This window comes from Pseudomonas sp. CFBP 13719, assembly GCF_014842095.1.
Lineage (GTDB): Bacteria > Pseudomonadota > Gammaproteobacteria > Pseudomonadales > Pseudomonadaceae > Aquipseudomonas.
Genome location: NZ_JACYVB010000003.1, coordinates 133,433 through 148,520, shown reverse-complemented (window position 1 = coordinate 148,520; position 15,088 = coordinate 133,433). Strand labels below are relative to the sequence as shown.

Sequence of the window (15,088 nt, the reverse complement as noted above, 5' to 3'; positions counted from 1 at the left end):
CTCTGCCGGGGCAGAGGCCATCGGTCGGATCAGTTCCACAAACCGATCTTTTCCAGTTCCTGCTTGAAGTTCTCGCGGGTGATCAGGGTCACGTCATCCATGGCGGTGTATTTGGGCGGCTCTTTGCCGGTGGTGACCCACTCGAACATCATGCTTGCCGTGTTGTAGCCTTCGGTATGGGGGCTGGGCAGCATGGAGCCGAAGAAGCCGCTGTTGGCCTTCTTCAGCTCGCCGATGGCATCGGTGCCGTTGATGCCGATGCCGATCACGTTGGCTGCGGCGAACCCGGCACTCTCGGTGGCGCGCACGCCACCTAGCACGGTGTTGTCGTTCATGCCGCCGATGATCAGGTTCTTGGCGCCTGACGGCAGCTTGACCAGCGTGGAGTTGGTGGCGTCCATGCTGCCGGGCACGTCGAGGGTCTTCTGCGCGGCGAACAGAATGTGCTCGGTCGGCAAGCCCGCCGCCTGCAGGGCCTTGACCGAGCCGTCAGTGCGCTTCTTGCCGGTGTCCAGCTCGTTGTAGGTATTGATGATGGCGTAGGTGTCTTTCCAGTCCCAGCCACGCTTCTTGGCTTCGCCAGCCATGGCCATGCCCTGCTTCTCGCCCACTTCGAAGGCGGCCATCCCCAGGTACGGCACGTCCTCCATGAAGTTGCCCTTGGCATCGACGAAGCGATCGTCGACGGCCATCACTTTCATGTCGTTGAGTTTGGCCTTGGCCACGATGGCCGGACCCAGCGCGACGTCCGGGGGGCAGATGACGAAGCCCTTGACGCCATTGGCGGCCAGGCTGTCGATTGCGGAGAGGGTTTTCTCACCGTCAGGCACGGCGATCTTGATGACCTTGAAGCCTTTGTCCCGGCCGGCCTTCTCGGCAAAGGCCCACTCGGTCTGGAACCAAGGCTCTTCAGCCTGCTTGACCAGAAAACCGATCTTGACCTCTTCGGCCCACGAAGCCGACGAGCCTGCGAACATCGCGGCGGTCAGGGCGGCACAACACAGGGAACGGATCCCATGACGACTCAGCATAGCTAACTCCTTATTTTTATTGAATAGCTACAGCGTCCAGCAACATCAATGAATAGTCATACCATATATCCGGATAGGCATTTGTAACGTAACGTCACGCACACGTTGCCGAAGGCTTGCAGGCGGATATCTTGCCATCAGCGAGACAGCGGCGAGGCCGGCAAATAGTATTACCATTTATTGAAGCGGTCGTCGAATTTCAGCTATACCTGCCATTGCAGCCATCACTGGAGCCAGGTTGTCCAACCTTGGCATTCAGCCCATTCCTATAAAAACATACGGAACGCCTTACATGCCCATTCATCAAAAACTGCTCGGCGCTATCGGATTGACCCTCATGACTGCTTCCATCTCTGCCCATGCGGCAGGCCTGACTTCGACCCGCGAAAGCTTCGGCGCGCTGCCCGATGGCACGCCACTGGAAAAGATCACCTTGAGCAACAGCCACGGCATGAAAGCCAGCATCATCACCTACGGCGCGACCTTGCAGGCACTGCACGTGCCCGACAAGAAGGGCCAGGTAGCGGATGTGGTGCTGGGCTTCGATGACGTGCAGGGCTACCAGGCCAATCCCACCGTGTATTTCGGCGCGACCATCGGGCGCTTCGGCAACCGTCTGGCCGGGGGCACGTTCAGCCTGGACGGGCAGACCTATTCGGTACCGCTCAATGACAAGAGCAATGCGCTGCACGGCGGCACCCAAGGGTTCGACAAACACGTGTGGGCGGTCAAGGCCACGCAAGATGCCGATCAGGTCGCGGCCACCTTCACCTATCGCTCGCCCGATGGCGAGATGGGCTTTCCCGGCACCCTGTCGACCGAGGTCACCTACAGCCTGAACGAGCGCAACGAGCTGCGCGTGCAGTACAAGGCCACCACGGACAAACCGACCGTGCTCAACCTGACCAACCACAGTTATTTCAATCTGGCCGGTGCTGGTAGTGGCGATGTGTTGAAGCAGGTGGCCACCTTGCATGCGAGCCGCTACACGCCGGTGACGGCGAAGTTGATCCCGACCGGCGAATTGGCGCCGGTGAAAGGCACACCGATGGATTTCCTCGCGCCTACCGCCATCGGCAAGCACATCGGCGCCAAGCATGAGCAACTGGCATTCGCCGAGCCGAAACAAGGCGGGTTCGATTTCAATTGGGTGCTCGACAGCGCAGGAGATTTGAAACGCGAGGCGGCCAAGGTGACCGACCCGGTCTCGGGGCGTACCTTGAAGCTGTACACCACCGAGCCGGGGGTGCAGTTCTACACCAGCAACTTCCTCGACGGCACCGTTCGCGGCAAGGGTGGCAAGGTGTATCCGCACTGGGGTGCCTTCACCCTGGAAACCCAGCACTTCCCCGATGCCCCCAACCAGCCCAAGTTCGCCAGCACCCGCCTCGATCCGGGCCAGACCTACACCCACACCACAGTGTTTGCCTTCTCGGCGCAGTGATTCGGCCTGACGGACCGCGGCGCCTGTTTCGCGGCCACGGACCGCTCCTACAGGACATCGGCGATGGCTTGCGACAGCGGCCATCTGTAGGAGCGGTCATCGGCCGCGAAAGACTCACTGCGGTGTGCCTGACGGACCGCAGCGCCCGTTTCGCGGCCACGGACCGCTCCCACAGGGTATCGGCGATGGCTTGCGATAGCGGCCACCTGTGGGAGCGGTCATCGGCCGCGAAAGGTTGGCTGCGGTGTGCCTGACGGAACGCAGCGCCCGTTTCGCGGCCACGGACCGCTCCTACAGGACATCGGCGATGGCTTGCGATAGCGGCCACCTGTGGGAGCGGTCATCGGCCGCGAAAGGCTCACTGCGGTGTGCCTGACGCAACGCAGCGCCCGTTTCGCGGCCACGGACCGCTCCTACGGATATCGGGCATGGATCGTGAGCAAAAAAAAAGCCACCGCACTGACGTGAGGTGGCTGAAAATTTAACCAAAGAGAGTTGAAGCAGAGCACTTGGCCAGTCACTATGCGGGGAAGAATCAGCGCCTGGCCTTGTATTCAATCTTCGAAATCAAAGATACCAGCCGAATCGAGCCGCCACTATTGCGTTCGTCAATAGTCACTATCGACACATGAAACGTGCCGCAGGACCCGAACGGTGCGCAACCGGGTGCGCACCTCACGCCTCATAACGTACACTCGGTTTCGTTAACATCTTGATACGTATGCGCTGATCGCGCGACCCATTGACTGGCACAAGAACGTCGACCTTGAAACGCAATTCCACCGCCATCTTTTCCCAGCCCGGCTTCAGTGCCTTTCTCATGGTACGTCTTGCGGCCATGTTCGCCATGCAGATCCAGGCCATCGTCGTCGCCTGGCATATGTACGACATGACCCGTCATCCATTGACTCTGGCCTACGTCGGCCTGGCCCAGTTCATCCCGATGGTGCTGTTGCTGCTGCCAGCCGGGGATCTGCTGGATCGCTTCGACCGACGGCGGATTCTGCAGATCAGCTGGAGCGTGTCGGTGCTTTCCTCCGCCGCGCTGCTATGGCTGGCGCTGAATGAAACCGTCGACACCTGGCCCTACTACGTCGCGCTGTTCGTGTTCGGCTGTACCCGCGCGTTCACCGGGCCCGCCGTGCAGAGCCTGCTGCCGCAGATCGTTGCGCGCGAGCACCTGGCCCAAGCCATTGCCACCAACAGCATGATCATGAAAGTGGCGGTAATTGCCGGCCCCCTGCTGGGCGGGCTGTTGTATGCCGCCATCGGTGGCTGGACATTCGGCATCTGCCTGCTGGGCTTTGCGTTGGGTGTGTTGCTGCTGCAGTGGGTGCCCAGCGTACGCATCGTACGCCCGGTAGACGACCAGACCACTGCAGTGAGTCGCTTTACCGCCGGCATCCGCTTCATCACCTCGCGACCGATCATCCTGGGCGCGATATCCCTGGACCTGTTCGCGGTGCTGCTCGGTGGCGTAGTGGCGCTGTTGCCGATCTATGCTGCGGAGATTCTCCATGTCGGCCCTGCCGGGCTGGGCCTGCTGCGCAGTGCCATCGCGCTGGGCGAGCTGGGCATGGGCTTCTATCTGAGCATCCGCCCGCTCAACGCGCGGATGGGCCAACGCATGTTCCTCGCGGTGGCGGTGTTCGGCGTGGCCAATCTGGTGTTTGCCTTGTCCACCTGGTTCTGGGTGTCGTGCGCGGCGCTGTTCGTCGCGGGGGCAGCGGACATGATCAGCGTGTACATTCGCTCTTCGCTGATCCAGTTCGCCACGCCCGACGACATGCGCGGACGGGTCAGCGCGGTGAACATGCTGTTTATCGGTTCTTCGAACGAGCTGGGCGAATTCCGCGCAGGGGTCAGCGCAACGGCACTGGGCACGGTACCGGCAGCGTTGTTCGGCGCCGTCAGCACACTGGTCATCGTGGCGATGTGGACCCGACTGTTCAGACCGTTGTGGACCATCGAGAACAACGAGCAGGCACTGCCCCAGCGTCAGAAGGACCCGGCCTGATCACGACCGGGTAGCGCCACGCGGGGCATGTCGGCAGAACCACTCCTGGTTGCCTTTGAGCTCGGCACGCAGCTGCGCCACCAGTTCGGCTATCGCCCGACTGTTGGACAGCGGCTGGGTATCGACGCCTACCATCAACAGGTCGACTTGACCGCTGGCCGGATCGGACACCTCGACCGTCATGGTGCCGCCCGGATTCAACGTGCAGTGGCACTTGAGGGGCGTGAAGCTGGCTTCGACGATGCGGCGCATTTCAGTGGTGGGAATCATCTAGAGCTTCTCCTGGCGATGTCATGGCTGGAGACGTGTCGCAGCGTGGGTGCACGGCCGCTCGGCAGCGGCGGCGCGCTCACCCTTTCAGCGTATTGCGGCAGGCAGGCTCCGAAGGCTGCCTGCACAAGGCTACCAGACTCAGTCCTTGCTGCCATAGGGCGGATATTTATCTGCATCATCGGTTTTTTCCGACGTGTCGCCTTCGGGCTTCTTGGCCGGCTTGGGCGGATCGATCTGCGGGTCAGCAAGATCAGGGGAATCCGGATCGAACCCTAGGTCGTTATCAGGCTTGGTATCGTTGCTCATAACTGCTCCAGTCTTGGATGTGGGCCATTGCTGCGTTGGCGGTCGTCCAGCCTCAGGCCACGCCTGGCGGGATGCCATCCTTGTTGAAATCCTTCAGCCGTTCCTTCTCTTCCGGAGTGGAATGGGCGGGCGTCTGGTCTTCGGTGTCCTCGGCGGGCGGTTGCTTGTCATCGGCCATGATAGGTTCCTTTAAATGAGGGTCTCTACACTGTGAGCCTGCAGACCGATCCGGGGTTCCGTGCAATCGACCAGGCCGCTGTCGTCATGGCCGATACACCGCGTCGCTCCTTTCGCGGCCGATGACCGCTCCTACGGTGGCATGAAACTTTCGTCAGCTCTTGGCACTCAATGTGCAGCCGCGCCCGCATGGCTGCTGGCGGTCCGACTGACAATCCCGAGGAGTACACGATGATCGCTCGCTGGCGCTGGGCCCTGGGTCAGATGACCAAACGCTTGTGGTTCCGCGCAAGCCTGTTCTCCCTGACCGGCATCGCCACGGCACTGATCGCCATCGTCTTCAAGGAATTCGTACCCGCCGACCTGCCGACGCGGATCGGTGCCGACTCGGTCGACAAGATCCTGGCCATCATCGCCTCGAGCATGCTCGCGGTGACCACCTTTTCGCTCAGCACCATGGTCAGTGCCTACAGCGCTGCCAGCAGCGGCGTGACGCCCCGTGCCACCTCATTGGTGATGGAAGACACCACGACCCAGAACGCGCTGGCGACATTCATCGGTTCGTTCCTGTTCAGCCTGGTCGGGATCATTGCCCTGAGCACCGGCGCCTATGGCGCCCAAGGGCGGGTGGTGCTGTTCGCGGTGACCATTGTCATGATCATCCTGATTGTCTACACGCTGTTGCGCTGGATCGACCACCTGTCCAAGCTGGGCCGGGTCGGCGAAACCATCGACCGCGTCGAAGCCGCAGCGCTGCAATCCCTGGAAAACCGCGCGCGCTGGCCGTACATGGGTGCAGCGCCCTACCCGCTTGATCTGATGACTCCGCCAACGGCAGCCACCGTGCGCAGCGAGAACACCGGCTACGTGCAGCACATCGATATCGCTGCCCTTGGCGCACTCGCCGAGAAGCACGGGCTGCAGATCTACCTTAGCGTACTGCCAGGCGCTTTCCTTCACCTTGGCGCGCCCGTGGCCTGGTTCACAAAGGACAGCGATGACCAGCCGACTGCGCGCGAAGACCTCGCCGCACAGATCCATGCGGCTGTAACGGTCGGCCTGCGCCGTAGCTTCGAACAGGACCCGCGCTTCGGCATCTCGGTGCTGGCGGAGATTGCCTCGCGCGCCCTGTCACCGGCCACCAACGACTCGGGTACGGTGATCGACGTGATCGGTCGCGGGGTCAGGTGCTTCACCGCCTGGCACGTGCATGGCACGGCCGATGCGACATCCCATGAGATCGATCCGCACTGCCGCCGAGTGCACGTTCGCGGCTTGCAGGTGGCCGATCTTTTCGACGACTTCTTTACCTTCGTGGCGCGCGACGGCGCCGGGCTGCTGGAAGTCGACGTTCGCATGATCAAGGCGCTGATCAGCCTGAATGACATCAGCCCGCAAACCTTTGCCGTCCAGTGCCGGCTGCATGCGACGCGCCTGCTTAAACGAGCGGACAGCGCGCTTACTCTGGATGAAGACAAGCAGCGGCTGCGTGAATTGGCGAAACCCCTGTTGGGCTGAACGCCGAGCACCGGCGCCCGAAGCGGCCACTGGGGCGATGGTGCTGAACTTGTGTCGCTCTCGGCGGGCCTGAGTTGACACCTGCACTTACAGACAACGACTGCCAAAACGGAAAACGATGATGAAGATAGCGTGCCTGGCCTGGGGATCGCTCGTATGGAAGCCGGGTGCTTTACCGGTCCGCAGCCTGTGGCATACCGACGGCCCAGCGTTGCCCGTAGAGCTTTGCAGAGTCGGCGACGGCGGTGAGCTGGCCACGGCGATCTGCATGAATGCGCCAGCTGTTCCGACGCTCTGGGCGTTGCTGGACACACCCTCGCTCGAGGACGCCTGCCAGGCACTGCGCGAACGTGAACAGATACCCCATTCGCGTGATGATGGCATCGGCAGTTTCATCTGCAGCGACCGGTCGACCGGGGTCCTTGCCCAATGGGCTCGTGAGCGAGAACTGGATGCAGTCATCTGGACCGCTTTGCCGCCGCGATTCGCGGGTATAGAGGCACGGATACCCACCGTCGATGACGTGATCGACTATCTGCAAAGTTTGACGGGAGAAGTGCGAGTACATGCACGGGAATACATTGAGCAACTGCCGCAGCAACTAGAAACGCCTTACAGAGACGTCATTCGTCGTTCGCTGGGTTGGGGAGGTTGAAGCATTAGGGGAAGTGCGAAAGGCTGCTGCACTTCCCTACCGTTCAATTGGCTGAAAGCCAGGGATCGAACGGTTGGGAAGACACTGTACGCGCAGCAGAATCAGCGACGCAGGAAACGGCTGACCAGTACGAAAATGGCAGCGCCAATGGCCAACGAGGCACCTGGCTTTTCCTTGACGAAAGCAGACACATTGTTCAGCGCGTCGCCGTAGGTCTTGGTCAGCTGGCCAGCCGCTTCACGGCCTGCGCCTTCTGCCTGCAGGGAGTGGTCACCGACCAGCTTGCCCACTACACCTTGAGCCTTGCCGGCGATCTTTTCTGCTACGCCTTCGATTTGTTCGCTTTTCATGTTGAGCCTCACTTTGATCATCGTTTTAGTGACAGTACTTGAAGTATGTAAACCGTAAGCTTCGTACTTGATGCCTGAACTTAGGGCGTTGCCGGTTGAAAATAGTTCCGATCTTATTTGCAGTGTTCATGTTCGCCAACTGGGACGCTCAAGCACGATCAACCGACGGCTTCGAGCGGGGCGCTGATCGACAGCGAGCGCAGGTAGTCGCCGAAGCCTTCGCGGCAGCGACAATCCAGACGGGCACTGGTGGTGACGCAGTTGATCGAGGTCCAGGTAATGGATGCCCCGACTTCGTTCAGATCGGCGACAAGGTGCACATCTTCATGGGCCTTGAGCGGCTTGAAGCCGCCCACTCGGCGGTAAGCTTGAGCGCTTACCCCCATGTTCGCGCCGTGAACGTGCTTGTGGCCTTCGACAGGCGTGTAGAGCGAATCATAGCGAGCGCGGACTTCTTCGGCATGCAGCGACCAGTCATCTATACGAACGGTGCCGCAGACGGCGTCGGTGCGAAAGCGCAGCTGATCCACCAGCCAAGTGGGTGGTACCAATGTGTCGGCGTCGGTGAACGCAAGCCAACGAGCGCCCTGCTCCAGCAGCAACTCGGCCCCGGCCGCACGCGTGCGCCCGACGTTGCAGTTGGAGACGACCAGGCTTTGCACCGGATAGCGGTTGACCACACGCTGGGTACCATCGGTGCATTGGTCGAGCACGATGACCACGCACACCTCCTCGCCCGCCAGAGCCGGATGTTCACCGGCAATCAGCAACGACTCGATGCACTGAGCAACCACTGCTTCTTCATTATGCGCGGGAACGATGATTCCGATCATGGACGATACCTGTCATGGGGATGCCGGCATCCGGCGGCTGTAAGTCTCTTGACCTATCTATCGCGCGTTGGTTGCAGATAGATACGACGGGTGGTAGTTCGGCAAATGTTCAGTCGGATTCGAGATTTTTTTCACTGCCTCCACCTGCAGCCGGGCGGCATGCACTTGCCGCGCAAGCCGAAGCGAATTAATGAAAGGTACAGTGATCAACTGTAGCATGAGACTTGGCGAAGGGCGTGCTGATGAGAACTCGAACCACAGGCATTGGCTACTGGCACTGTGTGTTGCTGCTGGCGGTGATCGCTTCGGGCTGGCAGCCGCTGGACCGCCAGACCTGGCTGATCGAAAACATCCTGGTGCTGGTGGGCGCCCTCGCCGTATGGTTCACCCGCCACGACTTCCAGTGGAGCCGCCGGTCATGGGTGATGGTAGTCGCGTTCCTGTGCCTGCATCAGGTAGGCACGCACTTCACCTATCCGCAAGTCCCTTACAACGAGCTTATGCATCGGATCAGCGGCATCGATCTGAATGCGGCGTTCGGCTGGAAACGCAATCAATACGACCGATTCGTCCACCTTGCTTACGGAGTGTTGCTGAGCCTGCCGCTCAGAGACATTGTCGTGCAGAAGTGTAGGCTCAAGGGCGCATGGGCATCCTTGATCGCATGGTCGCTGGTGCTGTCGACCTCGATGCTCTATGAACTGATGGAGTGGGCAGGTGCTGCGTACGTGGGCGGTGGCGACTCGGCCTTCGTCGGTGCCCAGGGCGACTTCTGGGATGCCCAGAAAGACATGGCCGTGGCGGCCGCTGCTTCGCTGGTGGTGCTGACATGCCGCGGCCATGCGCTGCGCGCCGGGGTTTCGGCGCTGCGCGGGCGGTTGACTTCGCACTGAGGCGCCCAGGAGCTCAATGCATCAATACATAGCCGAGCATCTGTTTGGCCAGGCGCCATGGCTGCCAGACGGAAAGGTGATCGAAGATCCTGCCGGAATTGCCCATTACCCCCATGACCGTCACGTAGACGACGCCTTTCCTGATCAACCTCGACATCTTTTTCTTGCTGTAACGCAACAATCAGGACACCTGCACAAGTGGGTTTCGCGACATGGCACTTCTGGAACAGCGAAAACGAAAAAGCCCCGCCAATGCGGGGCTTTTCGATATTTGGCGGGAAACCAGGGATTCGAACCCTGGGAACGCTATTAACGTTCGCCGGTTTTCAAGACCGGTGCATTCAACCACTCTGCCAATTTCCCGAATGTCTTGCTGTTTGCTTTGCGGGCGCCATAATACCGGAATGAAACACGCTGTCAAACTCTGGATAGAGCGGCTACTCAAGGGTCTGATATGATCTTTGCATCTGAACGTTTCAGACGTGTTCAATCAAAGGAGTCTCGCCATGCGCGAACAGGATTATGCAGTTAATCAAGGCTCGCAGGTGCAGCAGCTAGAAGTTAGCCGCGTCCTGCGCAACACCTACGGCTTGCTGGCACTCACCCTGGCTTTCAGTGGCGTGATGGCCTACGTCGCGCAGCAGATGCGCGTCGGCTACCCGAACATCTTCGTCGTGCTGATCGGTTTCTACGGGCTGTTCTTCCTGACCAACAAGCTGCGTGATTCGGCCTGGGGCCTGGTGTCCACCTTCGCCCTTACCGGCTTCATGGGCTTCCTGCTCGGCCCGATCCTCAACCGTTACCTGGGCATGCAGGGCGGCGCCGAAGTTGTCAGCTCGGCCTTCGCCATGACGGCGCTGGTGTTCGGCGGCCTGTCGGCCTATGTGCTCATCACCCGCAAGGACATGAGCTTCCTCGGCGGTTTCATCACCGCAGGCTTCTTCGTGCTGCTGGGTGCGGTGCTGGCGAGCTTCTTCTTCCAGATCGCCGGTCTGCAGTTGGCGATCAGCGCCGGTTTCGTGCTGTTCTCGTCGGTGTGCATCCTGTTCCAGACCAGCGCGATCATCCATGGTGGCGAACGCAACTACATCATGGCGACCATCAGCCTGTACGTGTCGATCTACAACCTGTTCGTGAGCCTGCTGCAGCTGTTCGGCATCATGGGTCGCGACGACTGATTCACCGTTGCCCTGTCGAAGCCCGCCTCGTGCGGGCTTTTTCTTGCCCCTGGTTCGAACATCCTCAGCAAAAACCGGTTTGCCCCATGGGCGCCGCGCCGTAGAATCGCGCTCCTTTCGATTGAGCCATCGCGCTCTTTTTGCCGGAGCCTTCGCGCTCTTTCTCAGGAGCCCTTGCCATGAGCACCCCACAGCCACCCAGCGACGAATTGATCCTGGGCCTGGAAGACCGCCCTCGCCCACTGCTGGGCATGCTTGCCGCGCTGCAGCACCTGCTTGCGATCATCGTACCGATCGTCACGCCTGGCCTGCTGATCTGCCAGGCACTGGGCGTCAGCGCCCGTGACACCAACATGATCGTTTCCATGTCGCTGGTCATTTCAGGCATCGCTACCTTCGTTCAATGCCGACGCATCGGCCCGTTCGGCGCGGGCCTCTTGATCGTGCAGGGCACCAGTTTCAACTTCGTCGGACCGCTGATTGCCGGTGGCGCACTGATGGTGCAGCAGGGCACACCGGTGGAAGCTGTGATGGCGGCGATCTTCGGCGTGGTCATCGCAGGGTCGTTCGTGGAAATCGGTATTTCGCGGATCCTGCCCTTCGTCAAACGGCTGATCACGCCGCTGGTAACTGGTATCGTCGTACTGATGATCGGCCTGACCTTGATCAAGGTCGGTCTGATCAGCATGGGCGGCGGCTTCGGCGCCATGGCCAATGGCACGTTCGCCAATGGTGAAAACCTCATGCTTTCCGGCCTGGTACTGGCGATCATCGTGGTGCTCAATCGGATTCCGGTGACCTGGATGCGCAGCGCCGCGATCGTCATTGCCCTGGCCATGGGCTACGCGCTGGCCGGTTACCTGGGCCGACTGGATTTCACCGGCATGCACCAAGCCGCCGTATTCCAGGTGCCCGTGCCGCTGCACTTCGGCCTTGGTTTCTCCTGGGCGTTGTTCATTCCGATGCTGGTCATCTACCTGGTGACTTCTCTGGAAGCGATCGGTGACGTGACGGCAACCAGCAAGGTGTCGCGCCAGCCGGTAGAGGGCCCTCTGTGGATGCAGCGCATCAAGGGCGGCGTGTTGGTCAATGGCACCAACTCTCTGCTGGCCGGATTCTTCAATACCTTCCCCAGCTCTATCTTCGCGCAGAACAATGGAGTGATTCAGCTGACCGGCATCGCCAGTCGCCACATCGGCGTGTGGATCGCCGGGATGCTGGTTCTGCTTGGCCTGTTCCCGACGGTTGCCGGGGTGATCCAGGCGGTGCCCGAACCGGTGCTGGGTGGCGCTGCCATGGTGATGTTCGGCGCTGTCGCCGCATCGGGCATCAATATCCTTGCCAGCGTCGAGCTCGATCGCCGGGCGTTGTTGATCATCGCCGTATCGCTCGCCCTCGGCCTGGGTGTGGCCCAGGTGCCGGAGTTCCTTGCGCACATGCCTGGCGCATTGCGCAATGTGCTGGAGTCAGGCGTGGCCACTGGCGGTATCTGCGCGCTGCTGCTGAACTGGTTTTTGCCTGCGGGGCCAGTGGCCCGTCATTGAGCCGGATCGACGCTTCCACTCGGTACGGGCTCAAAGGTCGAAGCGATCCACGGCGCGGCGACGCTCGTTGTCGTCGCGCATGTCGTAGGCCGCGGTGGTCTGGATATTGGTGTGGTGGGCCAGCTTCTGGGCAATCGACAGGTCGTGCTCTTCGATCACCCGGGTGATGAACGAGCGACGGAAATCGTGAGGCATGATCTTCACGCCCACCTGGGCGCCGCGTTGTCGGGCGATGTAGTAGATGGCGTGCTTGGTGATGCGTTCGCGGGTGATGTGCGCGCCGCGACGAATGCGGTTGAAGAGAAAGTCGTCATCGGCCTGCCCTGCGGGAAGCTGGCTGCGGCGAAACGCCAGCCAGGTCTGCAGATGCGCGAATGCCCAGCTGGGTGCGTATTTGATCAGTTCCTTGTTGCCCTTGCCGGTTACGCGCAGGCTGCGCTCGCTGAAGTCGACCTGGGCCAGGCCGAGGTTGACCGACTCCGACTTGCGCATGCCCGAGCCATACAGGATGGCGATAACGGCGGCGTCGCGCAGACCCTGCGGCCGCGGATCGTTGGCGCAGACCTCCATCAGGTCGCGGATCAGGCTGCGCTTGAGGTTGCGGCCGTTACCCAGGCGAGTGCCCTGCATGGGCTTGACCGAGCGAATCTTGAGCAGGTGATCCTGGTCGATCAGGCTCAGCCGCCATGCTTCGTTCATTACCCCACGCACCGCATTGACGTAGAGAGACGTGGTATTGGGGGCGTAGCCATCTTCGCGCAGGGCGGCCACCAGCGAGGTAACGTGCCCGGGTTCCAGGCGGTGCCAGGGCACCTCGCGAATGTCGACCTCGTCGAAGCCCAGCCGGTCGGCGGCATCCTGCAATACGTATTGCATGGTCGTGCGGCTGGACGGCATCAGCCGCGCGAGGTATTGCAACAGAGGGTTCTGCAGATCAGACAAACCGTGGGGATCCTTGAGTGCCAGGGTGGACGCCCGCCATTCTAGCATCCGCGTCGGTGCCTGACCCGTCCGCCCTTACCCGGCCGGTTCGATCAGAAATTGCCGCGCAGCGCCTGCAGGCCACCTTGATAGACACCGTCGAAAATTTCCACCGCCTCGGCATCACTCATGCCGACCGGGGTGAAGCGACCGCCCCACTCCACTCGGCTGTTGCCGGCGTCCACCTCGATGACCTTCAGCGTCGCCAGGTAATCGCTCACTGGAAAGGGACCTTCGATGATGGAATAGCTGTAGGTGCGCGCAGCGTTGTCGTAAGTCTCCAGACGCTCGATGATGACGGTACCGTCCACCGTGGTCAGGTGGCGCAGCCGGCCGTTTTCCTGGGCTTCGCTGTGCTGGATCATGGGCAGCCAGTCGGCCAGGGAGTTGAACCCGGCCACCAGATTCCAGACCTGATCGGCCGATGCCGGAATGTCGATGCTCGCTTGCGTGCTTGCCATGTAATGGCTCCTGTCGGTGGGCTGAGGCTACAACGGTAGCGGGCGTTCGAGTGCGCGGCAAGCCGTTAGTGCATTCGTTCATGCGGCCGATCCAGCTGGGTCGCACATGCCCTGGCAGGGGGCTCGGGCGCGGCACGAGCAATGGAAACATGCTGCGCGAACGTTGTCCCATGGAAGCCAGCCCGGCCTGAATCCGTTCATTGAAGGGGCGTTTGCAGCGTCATGAGAATCATCGAAAAGACCGGCGCGCCAGTACGCGCCCTGACCCCTGCCGAACAGCAGTTGGTGACCGAATTCGCCGAAGGCCGCAGTGAGGGCCCAAAACTGCTGCAGGCCAATCAATGGCTGATGAAGGTCCGCACTCAGGGCCAGTGGCTGGCGTGCGATTGTCGACCCGGCACGCTGCCGGTGATGAACGTGACGCTCAACAGCAGTACCGGCACGCTGTTTTTGAAGAACAACCCCGGCACGGCCGAGCATGCCGAAGATTGCCCCTTCATCCATGACGAGCGCGACAGTACGCCTGGGCGCGACGATGAAGGGCCTCTGCCGGCCGCCTGGCTGCCCCCCGATGTCCCGCTGAAGCTGATTGGCGATTTCCGTGCCCCGGCCACGCCCGGCACGCTTGGCACCGCCGTGGTGGCAAGTCAGCGGCGCGAGCAGCACCGGTTGCTCTCGCTGCTGCTGACCTTTATCGAAGCCTCCGGACTCAATGTGTACGCCACGCATCTGAAGAAGGATCTGACCCGCCAGTTCGCCGACCTGCGCGAAGTGGCCACACGCTATCCGCTGATCGACCGGGTGCCGGCGAGCAACTATCTGGAAACCCGCATCGACATGAAGCACATGATGATGCTCAAGGGACGCCTGAAGGATTCCACCGCGTTCATCGGTCAGCGCCGCTACGGGCTGCTGCTCGACTGCGTGTCCGACGTGGTCGGGCGCAAGGTGATGACCGAGCGCAGCAACGCCGGCTTCGACTTCCAGGGCCATCATCTGCTGTGGGGTGGCGCGCGCAGCAGTGGGCCGCTGCTGGCCCTGGCCCTGTACTCACCGGCGACCGCCGGCAGCCAGTTCTATGAAATGGTCCATGTGGCGACGGTGCCGGTGCTGACCCGCGGGCATCTGTTCCCGGTATTCCGCGACGAGGAGCGCGAAGCGTTGAAGATGCTGGTGTCGCTGATCGACTGGATGGCCAGCAAAGGCGTCAAGGTCGTGATGCGCCGACCGGTGATCGGCGCCATGGTGATGGACGAACTGGTGCTCAGCTCGGACCTGGACCGGGTCCTTTCGGTTTCGCTGATGAAGGAGCCGCTGGGGCCGGAGCCCAGTTCCGAAACCTTCAAGCGCCTGGCCGACTTCAAGAGTCTGGAGACCTTCCGCAAGTACGTGGCGGGCTTCTTCATGCGCGAGCGCGATTGACCGAC

At 61.3% G+C, this 15,088-nt stretch carries 17 protein-coding genes and 1 tRNA gene; 8 read left to right on the top strand and 10 right to left on the bottom strand.

What is annotated here, in order from left to right:
* Positions 1–29: 29 nt before the first annotated feature.
* Entirely contained in the window at positions 30–1,031 is a 1,002-nt protein-coding gene (locus IFT57_RS10995; protein WP_122797700.1) for a substrate-binding domain-containing protein, read from the bottom strand.
* Positions 1,032–1,323: 292 nt separating this feature from the next.
* Between IFT57_RS10995 and IFT57_RS10990 the strand changes: the two genes are divergently transcribed.
* The gene (locus IFT57_RS10990; RefSeq protein WP_192151395.1) at positions 1,324–2,475 is read left to right on the top strand and encodes an aldose epimerase family protein; all 1,152 of its coding nucleotides are present in this window, start codon (positions 1,324–1,326) and stop codon (positions 2,473–2,475) included.
* 766 nt (positions 2,476–3,241) lie between these two features.
* The gene (locus IFT57_RS10985) at positions 3,242–4,492 is read left to right on the top strand and encodes an MFS transporter (RefSeq protein ID WP_122797701.1); all 1,251 of its coding nucleotides are present in this window, start codon (positions 3,242–3,244) and stop codon (positions 4,490–4,492) included.
* Here IFT57_RS10985 and IFT57_RS10980 read toward each other — a convergent pair whose 3' ends face one another.
* The 3 genes from IFT57_RS10980 to IFT57_RS27125 form a co-directional block, all read right to left on the bottom strand.
* Positions 4,493–4,762 (bottom strand): DUF1652 domain-containing protein, encoded by a 270-nt coding sequence (locus IFT57_RS10980; protein ID WP_192151394.1) that lies wholly within the window; start codon positions 4,760–4,762, stop codon positions 4,493–4,495.
* Positions 4,763–4,903: 141 nt separating this feature from the next.
* Positions 4,904–5,071 (bottom strand): DUF6021 family protein, encoded by a 168-nt coding sequence (locus IFT57_RS10975; protein ID WP_192151393.1) that lies wholly within the window; start codon positions 5,069–5,071, stop codon positions 4,904–4,906.
* Between the two features lie 52 nt (positions 5,072–5,123).
* Complete coding sequence (locus IFT57_RS27125; RefSeq protein ID WP_090358366.1) at positions 5,124–5,249, bottom strand: hypothetical protein; 126 nt, start codon at positions 5,247–5,249, stop codon at positions 5,124–5,126.
* Positions 5,250–5,479: 230 nt separating this feature from the next.
* On the opposite strand from IFT57_RS27125, the gene IFT57_RS10970 reads away from it, so the two are divergent.
* Complete coding sequence (locus IFT57_RS10970; RefSeq protein WP_192151392.1) at positions 5,480–6,766, top strand: DUF2254 domain-containing protein; 1,287 nt, start codon at positions 5,480–5,482, stop codon at positions 6,764–6,766.
* Between the two features lie 121 nt (positions 6,767–6,887).
* Positions 6,888–7,421 carry a hypothetical protein gene (locus IFT57_RS10965; RefSeq protein WP_192151391.1) on the top strand — a complete coding sequence of 178 codons (534 nt, stop codon included), beginning with the start codon at positions 6,888–6,890 and terminating at the stop codon, positions 7,419–7,421.
* 101 nt (positions 7,422–7,522) lie between these two features.
* Here the strand turns inward: IFT57_RS10965 and IFT57_RS10960 are convergent, their stop codons facing one another.
* Together IFT57_RS10960 and IFT57_RS10955 are read right to left on the bottom strand one after the other, a co-directional pair.
* Positions 7,523–7,771: a CsbD family protein gene (locus IFT57_RS10960; RefSeq protein WP_122477013.1), complete on the bottom strand. Its 249-nt coding sequence runs from the start codon at positions 7,769–7,771 to the stop codon at positions 7,523–7,525.
* Positions 7,772–7,929: 158 nt separating this feature from the next.
* A complete protein-coding gene (locus IFT57_RS10955; protein ID WP_192151390.1) occupies positions 7,930–8,604 on the bottom strand; it encodes a glycosyltransferase in 675 nt (224 codons plus the stop codon).
* A 242-nt stretch (positions 8,605–8,846) separates the two neighbouring features.
* On the opposite strand from IFT57_RS10955, the gene IFT57_RS10950 reads away from it, so the two are divergent.
* Positions 8,847–9,497 carry a DUF2238 domain-containing protein gene (locus tag IFT57_RS10950; RefSeq protein ID WP_192151389.1) on the top strand — a complete coding sequence of 217 codons (651 nt, stop codon included), beginning with the start codon at positions 8,847–8,849 and terminating at the stop codon, positions 9,495–9,497.
* Between the two features lie 13 nt (positions 9,498–9,510).
* On the opposite strand, the gene IFT57_RS10945 is transcribed toward IFT57_RS10950, so the two are convergent.
* Positions 9,511–9,678, bottom strand: coding sequence for a hypothetical protein (locus tag IFT57_RS10945; RefSeq protein ID WP_192151388.1), 168 nt, complete (start codon positions 9,676–9,678; stop codon positions 9,511–9,513).
* A 91-nt stretch (positions 9,679–9,769) separates the two neighbouring features.
* A tRNA-Ser gene (locus tag IFT57_RS10940) sits at positions 9,770–9,860 on the bottom strand.
* A gap of 143 nt (positions 9,861–10,003) precedes the next feature.
* Between IFT57_RS10940 and IFT57_RS10935 the strand changes: the two genes are divergently transcribed.
* The gene (locus IFT57_RS10935; RefSeq protein WP_043189407.1) at positions 10,004–10,675 is read left to right on the top strand and encodes a Bax inhibitor-1/YccA family protein; all 672 of its coding nucleotides are present in this window, start codon (positions 10,004–10,006) and stop codon (positions 10,673–10,675) included.
* Positions 10,676–10,854: 179 nt separating this feature from the next.
* The gene (locus IFT57_RS10930) at positions 10,855–12,219 is read left to right on the top strand and encodes a nucleobase:cation symporter-2 family protein (protein WP_192151387.1); all 1,365 of its coding nucleotides are present in this window, start codon (positions 10,855–10,857) and stop codon (positions 12,217–12,219) included.
* A 30-nt stretch (positions 12,220–12,249) separates the two neighbouring features.
* On the opposite strand, the gene IFT57_RS10925 is transcribed toward IFT57_RS10930, so the two are convergent.
* Together IFT57_RS10925 and IFT57_RS10920 are read right to left on the bottom strand one after the other, a co-directional pair.
* Positions 12,250–13,209: a tyrosine-type recombinase/integrase gene (locus tag IFT57_RS10925; RefSeq protein ID WP_192151386.1), complete on the bottom strand. Its 960-nt coding sequence runs from the start codon at positions 13,207–13,209 to the stop codon at positions 12,250–12,252.
* 44 nt (positions 13,210–13,253) lie between these two features.
* Positions 13,254–13,661: an SRPBCC family protein gene (locus IFT57_RS10920; RefSeq protein WP_192151385.1), complete on the bottom strand. Its 408-nt coding sequence runs from the start codon at positions 13,659–13,661 to the stop codon at positions 13,254–13,256.
* A 222-nt stretch (positions 13,662–13,883) separates the two neighbouring features.
* Between IFT57_RS10920 and IFT57_RS10915 the strand changes: the two genes are divergently transcribed.
* Entirely contained in the window at positions 13,884–15,083 is a 1,200-nt protein-coding gene (locus IFT57_RS10915; protein ID WP_192151384.1) for a hypothetical protein, read from the top strand.
* The last annotated feature ends 5 nt before the right edge of the window (positions 15,084–15,088 follow it).